Source organism: Kribbella sp. NPDC004138 (assembly GCF_053603655.1).
In genome coordinates, this window is record NZ_JBSGFZ010000004.1 from 114,250 (window position 1) to 124,803 (window position 10,554).

Here is a 10,554-nt window from a genome sequence, read left to right on the forward strand (position 1 = left end):
CGGGGTCCGGACCCTGGTCTCCAATAGTGCTCCTCACTCGGATCGATATCTGGCGCGCCTACACGCTCACGAACTTACCTTGCACCACTGCTGCCGCCTGCGAACCCTTACAATCGGCCTTCACCGGTGCCAGCCACGCGGGATGTGACACAGATGGCGCCGAGCCGACGAGTCAGCGACGCTCAAAGGAACCGGCGCCGCCGGCGCGCCAGGCGACGATGTCGAGTGCCCGTAACAAGCTGATCCTTGGGCTGGTGGCGACGTTCGCGATCTCGGTCCAGATGTCGAGCTGATCGACCAGATCCTTACGCATAGCCATCGCGAGGACGACGAAGAACTCGCCCCACGGCCGACCTCGTCGGACGGGAAGCGGCGCTCCCTGACCGACTTGGTAACAGCGGCGGACACGTTCGTCGTAAAGCGGGATCAAGCCCGGCCGTTTGCGGTGCAGGATCTTGGCGAGGATCGTTCCTCGCACGTCCGGGATGCCGGGATCATCGAGCACGCCGAACAGGTGCCTGATCGGCTCCAGGTCGTGGTCTCCGGCGGAGGTCAGCTCTGCGTCCTCAGGGATTGCAGCGAGGCATTCCTGCATCCGGGCCCGCTGCTCCTGCAGGCCGTAGTAGGCCTTCAGAGTCAGACGATTGACGTTCAGGAGCACCGGTGCCAGAAGATCAGCATCGTCGATTCTGTTCGGGTCGGACCTCGCCTCATACGCGTCGTACGCGGGATATGCCCAGGCCGACGCTCCGGTCAGGTATTCGCGAGCCCATTCGATCGCCTGCTCCCGCTCAACAACCACACCACCCACCCGTACGCAGTTCGGGTCGATGGCGGGCACATCCATGGTTGCGGTCTTTCCGCGGGCCTCAGGGTGCGCTCGCTCGAACGCGCTGACCAGCAGCGTCGCCACCTGCTGCACGGTGACATCGAGCGGAACGGAGACCTCGTACTGCATCGCCGAGCGCCGCCCAACGTGGGTCAGCATCATGCTGAGCCGGCCGAGTCCATCCGGCACCACCGTGGCCTCGACATCCTCGACTCGAGCCCGCATCGCTCCGAACTGGCCACTCGGCCTGAACCCGACTACCTCGAAAGTACTCTGCCAGCTCGGCCCCGAGTCAGCATGGCTCATGAGATCGCCCATCCAGACGACGTTGAATTCCAATCCTCCGGAGCGTCACCGAAGACTTTGCGCGCAGAGGCAATGACACCCCGACCGATCACATGGTTGCCAGCGCTCCCTAGTACTGCGCCAACTCCAAGCGGCACCTGCTTACTCAACACCAGCAGCCCTTGCCTCGTCCCGTACTTCGTGATGAATCGAGGTCCAAGGAGCTTGTTGAGGCGATTGATAGACGTTATCGGGATCGCAGTCACGATACGCCTCGCCCAGTGAGGCCCGGTTCGACCTACTGCCGCTCTGAGGGCACCGGTAGCGCTGTCGCCGATAAGAACCGTCAGCACCAACAGTCGCCGACGTTCGAGGTCCTCCGAATGGAGGCCATGCACCTCAGCGCACGACAGTACGTATAGAACGGAAGCCTCAGTCAGCGCAGCCATGTCGACCAGGGCTCCGGGTATACCCACTCCTGGAACCACCGCCGTCGCCCCCGCCGCACCTCCCGTCGTCGTGACGGCGATCAGATAGGTACGGTCGAGGTACCTGAGCAGTTCACGCGGGCCCATCTCAGGATGAACGCGACGTAGACGAGAAACGTTGGCGACGGCCAGCGCCTGCTGTGCCACCAAGGCTTTCTCAAATCCCCGCCGCGCGATGTCCTTCGGATCGATCACACCTGTCTCCTATCGCTCCAGCGTGCTGGAGAGCCAACAGCATCTGTGCCCGAGTCATGGTCATGCTTGATGCCGCCCCAACTGCTCGGCAGGCATAGGCCCGTCGCCACCGTTGCCGAGGAGCCTGTGCAAAAGCTGTTGGGCGGAGCCCCGGGAGAGTTCGTCATGGTCGCGCTGATTGCCGTAGCTACGCAGGCAGCCGTAGCAAGAGGTTTCCGGACCGCATTCGCACGAGCTCACGCGCCGCAGCGCAGCCTCGAGAACACGCTCGAGGTTGGCCTCGATCTGCAGCACGTGACCTGCGCCGCCGGCGACTGCGTCGAAGAGGACTACCAGCCATTGATCAACACCGAACGGTGACAGCGATCCTCCGACATCGTCGCGCGCGATTTCGAGCACGTCACATGCTGCCTCGATGATCGCGTAAAGGACTGACTTCCACGCATGTTGCTCACCGTTGAAGCCCGGCAGGGAAATGTCGAGTGTCAACAGGTCTGTCTCGTAGTCATGGGCCAGGTCGAGCATTCGCTGCGGGCCGGAGCAAGGCAGATTCTTGAGCAAGTGATTGTGTTTCGGCGGCTTCCTCGGATGCAACATCCTGGCTGCCCCGTGACCACACCAGTCACACACCCAGAACCCCATGCTGGAGGGGCCATCAGCAACGGCGATCAGGCGGCCGCGCGGACCGACAGTAACGGCGATCTCTCCGCCGTGAAACATCAGCTTGCGAGATCCGGCCTCAGGTGGCTGGGACAGAACATGGACGGCGCCGCTCCAGGAGCGTCGAGGCGGCCGTGGGCCTGGCTTCTGCGGCTCCCGGCCTGCCACGAACCCGTACTCCGGAATCGTGAGGCTCCTGGGCACCGACTGCGCTACCTCCCCACAATGTTCGCAGCCGGGCTCGACATGCTCGACGCCATGCCTGAACCCCCCGCAGCGCCTGCACACCTGGTACTGGTACTCCACGAGATCGCGCCCCGGGAGCCGGTATATGCCGCGCGAGGTCCACAGCTGACCGCCGGCCACGATGCTTGCATCCGGAGCGTACTCGTAGATCGCTTGCGACAAATCTCGCGTGAGGTCGAGGTTTGCGCCAGCACGTGTCGCGTAGCCGAGATTGGTACGCAACTCGACTGAGTCGACCGGGAAGCCGTATTTCGGCAGAACGTTGCGGTTGGCCAGGAAACCAAGGAGATCCCGCTTGCGTAGCGTGTTACCAACCTGCTGATAACGCTGTGCCAACTGGAACTTCTGGCTCTGCGCGGCTTCATATTGGAGCTGCTCCAGTGTGACAACCTCGTTCTCGAGTTCGGCACGCACCGCATCGAGCAGCTCGATCAGCCTGGTCGCCCATGTCCCGCCAGCGACGTCCAGCTCGCGCGCGACGTCAGCGGGAAGGATGTGGCCGAGTGACTCTGTGATCTCGTCAGGTACAGGGGTGAGGTAGCCGTTCACCAGTGTTACCGAGGCGTCCTGGCCGCTCTCGGAGAGGAAGAAATCGCCGGCAGTCCTGTCGATCCGCCCCGCGGACTCGAAGCGCCATCGGAAGAAGGCCGCCATCGCAACCGAATGCGCATGCCGTCGGTCGATACGCTGGTTCGTCAGTGGAACGTACGGCGCCCGGACTGCTCCGGTGATCATGACCTCCGGCTCAGCGAACCGAGTCAAGTCATGGGACCGTCGTTGTGCGTACGTCACTACCAGGGCGGCCGCGCCGGAGCGGCGACCAGCACGGCCTGCACGCTGTAGGTAGTTGGCAGTACTCGGAGGCATGTTCCGCAAGAACACGGCCTGGAGATCACCGACATCGACCCCCAGCTCGAAGGTTGTCGAGCAGGACAATGTATTGACGTCACCACGAATGAACTTCTGCTGGATCGCGGCAGCTTCGGTATTCGACCACTGCGCGGTGTGCTCCATTGCCTTGAGAGAGACGGCGTGCATTGACCGGTAGATCGACCTGTAATGGTCCTCGTCATTCTCCACCGGTGGAATGAACCTCTCGAGGGTTCCCTCACAACCGATGGCTGCACACACGCCACGTACCGAGACTGGGGCCATACGACGGCATACGTCGCATTGATAGACTGGATTGGCGTCGGTGACCCAGCTCAGCCGCAGGCGCTCATGGTCAATCTGCTGGACAACGCCAAGGCCGCGCTCGGTAATCGGCTTAAGCCAGTCGATCGGCGTATGTGATGCGGTCAGAAAGTTCCAAATTCCGTTCAGCAGCTTCAGAGCGTCGCCATCGACGCCTAGGGCTTCCAGGACACGCCGTGTGTAATCGACGCGCCGGTTGCTTCCCTTCCCAGGAAGCCAGGAAAGCACCTTGCGGACGGCTTCTGGCCCTGAAAGCCGGAGCCAGATCGGTCCCAGCCTTGGCGCGAAGATCTCGTGGTTGGGGGGTACTTCGTCTGGCATCGTGACTGCGCCCTGCTGCCGGACCGATCTCAAGAGTTCCTGGATGAAGGCCCATGCCTCATCCTCGTCCAGTCCCAGATCGATCAACGGGCGCGGCGCTTGCCAATTCGGATCCCGGTAGAGAGCAACGCGCATCAGCCCAAGGCCTTCGAGCGACTGCCTGTCATCGGTAGCAAGTACCTCAGCCATCACCCAAGGAGCGATGACGCGAGCTTGCTGCTGAGCGGTCATGCCACCATAGAAGTGTTTGACGGCCGACGCAGCCGCGCGAGTCGTGAATACCACGTCGTCTGGCGCCACGGGATCCTCGTTGGCGCGTGCCGCGACCAGACCTTGCGTGATCAAGCGTCGGCGCTGCAGACGCGCGTAGGAATCCTCGAGATATGGCGCGAAGTAGGCCGCGGCCTGGCGACTGTCGCTGAATGCCAGAAGTTTCCGGCCCTCGCCAGGCCGTTGCCCCTCGCTCAGGTCGGCGCTCGGCGGGAGCTTCTGGTAGAGCGACGTCGTGATGACTGCGCCGCTGGCGTCCGAGCCTGTCTCGAAGACGCGTACGGTGCCTGAACCACGTGCCCCACAGACCAGGCAGCCGGCGATGTCCTCGCCACTCTGCTTGAGACGTCGTACTGCGCGGAGTTCGCTGGATGCGCAGGCCTTACAGACGCCCGCGCTGGCCTTTTCGATATTGCCACAAGCCGTACACAACTTGACGTCGTCAGCCGTGATATCTACCCCATCGTCAGCAACTGCGTCTTCGTCTTCGTCGGTCAACGCCAGCTGCTCACCGAGCACCATCCAGGTGCCTTTACTTCCCGCCTTCCGTGGACGCAGACGAAGCACGCCATCTTCGGGGGTCGGCGTACCGACGACATGGACGGCGCCGCATCGCTTGCAGGATCCAATCTCGAACACCGGCGCCAAGCAGTCCGGGCATGTGTCGTGCCGTGCGAGGTGGACATGCGGTCCTGTGGACGATAGGCAGGCGAAAGCGCCTTCGGTGGCTCGCAGGAAGAGGTGGTACCGCGCGGACAGCGGTGTCGTGCCGTCCTTCGCGCGCAGAGCACTGCCAACTTCGACCAGTGCCGCTAATCCGACGGCGTCCTCGGACCCCGCGCCGAAGACATCGGATGCGGCTTCATCGAAGGTCTGCGGGCCAGCGGCCAGCCGGCTGCGGAGCAGCGCCAGCGACTGCTCGTGGAGCAGGGCATCTGCCGCGGTCTGGCGAGCATCAGGTGGTTGCCATCCTGCATGACGCGCTGCTGCCAACACCGCTGCGTCCCTGTCATCTGCCTGGGCCAGTCCGATGTAGTCGCGTGCTGAGAGCGGGCCCCAGTACGGACCAGCTGGCGCATCGACACGCGTGGCGGTCACAAGGTCCTGCCGCTCAGGTGCACCATCGATCCACTCGAAGGGCTGACCAAACAGGTTCGATGCGAACCGGGTGACCTCTTGCGGGTCAGAGTCACCGCCTACGGTCGCCGAGGTAGCGATGCACTGAATCGGCCGGTCGCGCGCGACTCGGTCACGTACGCGCCGGAGGAGCATCGCGATCTCGGCTCCCTGGCTGCCGTCGTACACGTGAGCCTCGTCGACGACGATGAACCTCCACTTGGAGTCGTCCCCGACCGCGAAGAGATCCATGTCAAGCGGGCGCAGGAGCAAGTATTCAAGCATCGCAAAGTTGGTCAGCAGCACATGCGGAGGCGTGGCACGCATCTCCTGCCGGCTCAAGAGCTCATTCGGGAGCATCGGCTCACCGATGTTGAGTTCGCCGAAGACCTCCCGGGCACGCTGGGCATCGTTCTCGGTGTCGCCGGTGTAGCGGCCAAACGTGATGGCGGGATATCCCGCCAAGAGCTGACGAAGGCGCTTCATCTGATCGTTGGCCAGTGCGTTCATCGGGTAGAGGAGAAGCGCTCGTACGCCAGGGCCCAGCTCACCCCGCTCGTGCTCGCGGACCAGACTGTCCAGGATGGGCAGCAGAAACGACTCCGTCTTGCCGGAGCCAGTACCGGTGGCAACAACAACATTTCGACCGTCAGCCACCTTCCGGATAGCCTGCTCCTGGTGCACATATAGGGCGCGATCCAGAGGGAGCGCTTCGCTGGCCAGATCGACAAAGCCAGGGGCGATGACGCCTGTCTTGATGAGATCTTGTATGGACACGCCGGGAGCGTACGGTGGAGTCGCTTCCAAGTACGGTCCCTTGTCGAGCATCGGCGTCTGATCGATCGCCGTTCTCAACGCGGCGCCGATCTTCGCATCTCGTACGGCCAGGAGGGACTGTAAGTATCGCCTGTACGCGCGCTTGATCTCGTCGGCCGTGGCGATACCGTCGATGCTCGTCGTCACTGCTTCGTCTCCTGGCTTTTGCTGGTCACTGAGCTTGCCGTGAGAAGCTCAGCGAGGACTAGATCGATGGTGACCAGTTGAGGAACGACTGTGGCCAGGGCGGTCCAGACGCGCGACCGCCGGTCGAGCCAGCCTCCGGCGAGTTCGTTGCCACGCGCAGCACTTCTTGCGGCGAGCGCAAAACCCAACGAGATGGACGGAATGACCCGCCACCCACCGGTCGCGGTCAGATGGCGCCGGGCAGCGAAGGCAGCTTTGGCCACTGGGTCACCGAGCATCCTGATCATCCGGTCGGCCTCAACTAGGATTGTGTGTGCATTTCTCACCGACCAGTCAAGGCGCCGGTCCCGACGCTCCTTGACCAGCTGCATTGCTGCAATCACTCGAGACTCTGCCGACAGGAGGCCCTGGGGAATCAAACCGGCCTGGCGGACGAACTCCTCACGCCTCACTGGCTCGCGATCGAATATGTCTGCAGCCGCGTCCAAACGTCCTGCCGTTGCAAATCTGTCGCTTCCCCCGAGCAACTCGCTTACCATCTCGCCACAGACACCGATCGCGGCCTCTACTTCGTCCGCGGACCACTCCGCATCCGCTCCTGAGAGGAGCGCCGCTGGAAGGGCGCCGCGCATCGACCATTCCGGTGCCTGATCATCGTGAGCATCCTTCAGGTTTGCCCAGGCCAAATGGGCCCGGACGATGAGGTTCGGGATAGCGTCAGTTGGCGCTTGAGAACTGGTCAGTGCAAGAAGCGCCCGACGCGGGTCTTTGTGTACTGCCATGTCGATCGCATGCGCGATGTCGTCGATCCGAGATCCCACCCCGAGCTGGACCAAAAGACCGCGAACAGACCACAAGCGGGTGAAATCCTCGATGGGCGACGGGAAGTCCCGTAAGCCTGCCAGGAAGGCTGACAGCGCGCTTGACTCGGCGTCATCGTCCAGGATGTAGCCGTCGGCTTCCACGAACCTGACTTCCGGTCCCTCGGGCCACACTGGCACGGGTAGCGGAGCCCAGGGATCATCGACACGGACCAGTACGCGTAAAGGACCGCCATCGACCAAGCACTCCGGCAGGGGTGCTCTTCCGTCGGTCACTGGGATTATCGCTGGCGGACGCCACGGCGCGCGGGTGGCGTAGACGAGCGCCGTCAGACCCTCCACATCAACACAGTCGGCGAGCTCAAGGACACCGTCATCCACGATGATGCGCCTGACGAGTTGCCGAGGGCTGACCGTTGCTACGACCAGACTGCCGTCAGCGCCCAGCGCCAGCTTTGCCTGCGGGTTCGCGGTGAGGGTGTCCACAACCCGGGCGAGCTTGAAGTGGAACACGCCGGCCCGACCGAAGAGGGGCTCAACGACTTGGAGGGCACCCGCAGAGGTGATGACGTGCAGTTTCGGCTCGGCATCTGCGTCCAAGTTGAGGATCAGGCTGCCTGGTTGCTCGATGATCTCTTCTCGGGCAAGTCTCAGCGGGCGAATCGACGGATTGGTGACCGTCTCCGACGACTGATAAGACACGGACATGTGAGGAGGCATCACGACGAGCGTTCGGGACTGATCGCGAGTACCGAGGCGGACGTAACGCTCTCTCTGGTGCTCGGCGAAATCGATTGACGCGCTGGTGCCGTCGGCGTTGGACGGCAGTGTCAGCCGCGCGTGACAGGGCTGCAATCCCGACGATGTGAATCGGCGCCACGGCGGATTGAAGGCTGCTCTGAGGCCTTCCATTACCGTCACTGTCCTTGTGGCTCCGCGTCCCCATGGTCCTCGGACTCGGACCGTGAACGTTCCGACGACGGGTCGCGGGATGACATCCCAGATGGAGTGCGGACCGGCCGCGCCACCGTCTGTGGATTTCCATCGGGCGACCTGACGTCCCGTCGCATCGAGGAGCTCAACCTCCCATTCGGCGCCTTCGAGTTGCTCAGGGAGCCGAATACGAGGGATCGACGGGACGATCTCATGACCTGTCGAGGTCCGCACTCCGCGCAGTGGGGCGTCTATCTCGATGCGAGCCGATGCCCGATCACGGACAACGCGGTCGCTGCCTCCTACGGAGAGCCTGCGTACGAGCCGAAGATCCAGCTGAAGGAGACACCAACCGGCCCAGCCCGGCGGTAGCGGACTCTCCGAGAGCTCGGCTGCTTCCCCGACGACCTCGAGTGAACTCGGCTCTCCGGGGAAGAGCAGCCACGTTGGCCGTGCAGGCACTGGAAGTCCTGGCGGGAGAAGGACTCCGTCTTCCCCAAATGCAAGCAATGGGTCGGCGTCGTTGATCACGGGAAAGACGACCCGGAGATGTTCATGGCCGTCGAGTGCGACCGACGCTGACCGCACTGGAGAATCGATTGCAACATCCGTCGATGGCGCAGGCTCGCCTGAGCCTGGCCACAGCGCCTGTGTCGGAACCCTCCTGGTCTCGCCATCCAGGTCGACCCGCCATACGGCCTGCCCATCTGGAGCGTCACCGACCGGCGGAAGCCGCAACAGCACCCCCTGGTCGAAAGGGTCGACGATCAGTTGCGGCTGGACATCGCCGGAGGCCAGCACCGCGCCGCCGTCCCGGCGAGGTGTGATCCCCCGCTCCTGGTGGAATCTCCGCGCAGCGGCGCGGTATCTCGCCGGCAGGGGGACATCCTCACCTGATACGCCTGACGCAACGGCGTCGACGAGGTCGAAGGCCCGGTCGGCGACATCGACTGCAAACTCTCGGCCGTAGCGCAGGAACCGCTGAACCGGCACGTCGACGTTCTGAAATCCAACACCTGCGGCTCTGGTAGCAGCCCAAGACACAAAGGCTTCGGGGGTCAGGCCTGTAACAACGCTCCGCTTGTACGTCAGAATCTTGAAGAAGTCGCCGAGGCAGTACGTCGGCATTCCGGCGTGGATCAGGATGCGGCCAACGTACTTCGACCCAGCGTCGCCGTCGCCGTCATCGAAGGTCGGCAGCCGCAAGCGCCGCAGATTGGCGAGGAACGCCTCCCCCCACTCGGCGTGGAACACCTGCTCGTTGCTGATTCCGAGGAGGGACGCCAACTTCGGCCAGAAGATGCCACGCTCGTAATGATCGGCCGCAACACCAGCCATCGTCAGCACAAACACGGACGGCCATCGCCGAAGTAGTCGCACCCTCTCCGCGGCTCCGGGTTGACGCTTATACAGATGACCGAGGGCAGCCAGCGCCTGCTCGCGATGGGCGCGATCGATCTGATCGAAAACCTCAGCAGCGAGGGAAACGACTTCGACGCGGCGGCGCCAGTCACCTTCGCGGATATCCAACAACTCCGTGCGAGTCACAGTCCGCGGCGTCTCGATCCCCACAACATCCCCCAGTACTCCCGCTGTGCAGCAACAACGTCCCCCAGATCACTTTGCTACGTCACCGTTGCGCGACGGTTCCGCATTCGGGCAGCCCTAGGCCGCCTAACATTCAGGCAAAGACTGTGCTGCCCGGTCCGCGCGCCATGCACTGATCATCGTTGTAACGCGCCCACCGTTACACCGAGTTGCCACAGACATCAGGCCTCGATCAGGACGTAGCCGCGCCGGATACATTCCTGCAAGGAATCGCGCAGCTGGCGACTGACCTGCTCGCCAAGGTCTCGGGGAACGCTGCATCCCCCTCCGCCGCTGCTCCCGTAGCCGGGCTCTTGACCGACCTCACACCGCAGAGACGGCGGAACGCCGCGTCCGACCGCCACACACAGCTCGTGCGAGTGATCACGGCATTGCAGTCGAACTCGGACTCGATGGCTGTTGTCGTTCATGTCTTCCTCTCGTGCCGGCGAGTGCCAGCAGGACTGTCTGTCTTGAGTGGCCTTGTCGGCTGCGTTGTCGACCGATCCCAGCAAGGCGACGCCTCCGACTACGCCGGCGACGAACACCACGCTGAGGACTGAGCCCTCGGCCTTCCCGATCTGAACGATTCGCGCTGCTCGGCGAGCAGCGGATGAAGAGTCAGGCCGAGCCGGCGTACCAACCA

4 protein-coding genes are annotated in these 10,554 nt (G+C 63.3%); all 4 read right to left on the bottom strand.

Going from position 1 to position 10,554, the window contains the following annotated elements; all coding sequences use genetic code 11:
- Nucleotides 1-172: 172 nt before the first annotated feature.
- The 4 genes from ACWEOO_RS06665 to ACWEOO_RS06680 are packed head-to-tail and all read right to left on the bottom strand — an operon-like array spanning nucleotide 173 to nucleotide 9,893.
- A complete protein-coding gene (locus ACWEOO_RS06665; RefSeq protein WP_452142141.1) occupies nucleotides 173-1,147 on the bottom strand; it encodes a DUF6308 family protein in 975 nt (324 codons plus the stop codon).
- A complete protein-coding gene (locus ACWEOO_RS06670; protein ID WP_452142142.1) occupies nucleotides 1,132-1,797 on the bottom strand; it encodes a hypothetical protein in 666 nt (221 codons plus the stop codon). Before ACWEOO_RS06670 ends, ACWEOO_RS06665 begins: the two co-directional genes overlap by 16 nt.
- A gap of 60 nt (nucleotides 1,798-1,857) precedes the next feature.
- Nucleotides 1,858-6,567 carry a DEAD/DEAH box helicase gene (locus tag ACWEOO_RS06675; protein ID WP_452142143.1) on the bottom strand — a complete coding sequence of 1,570 codons (4,710 nt, stop codon included), beginning with the start codon at nucleotides 6,565-6,567 and terminating at the stop codon, nucleotides 1,858-1,860.
- Nucleotides 6,564-9,893, bottom strand: coding sequence for a hypothetical protein (locus ACWEOO_RS06680; protein ID WP_452142144.1), 3,330 nt, complete (start codon nucleotides 9,891-9,893; stop codon nucleotides 6,564-6,566). The genes ACWEOO_RS06675 and ACWEOO_RS06680 overlap by 4 nt, the downstream gene beginning before the upstream one ends.
- Between the last annotated feature and the right edge of the window lie 661 nt (nucleotides 9,894-10,554).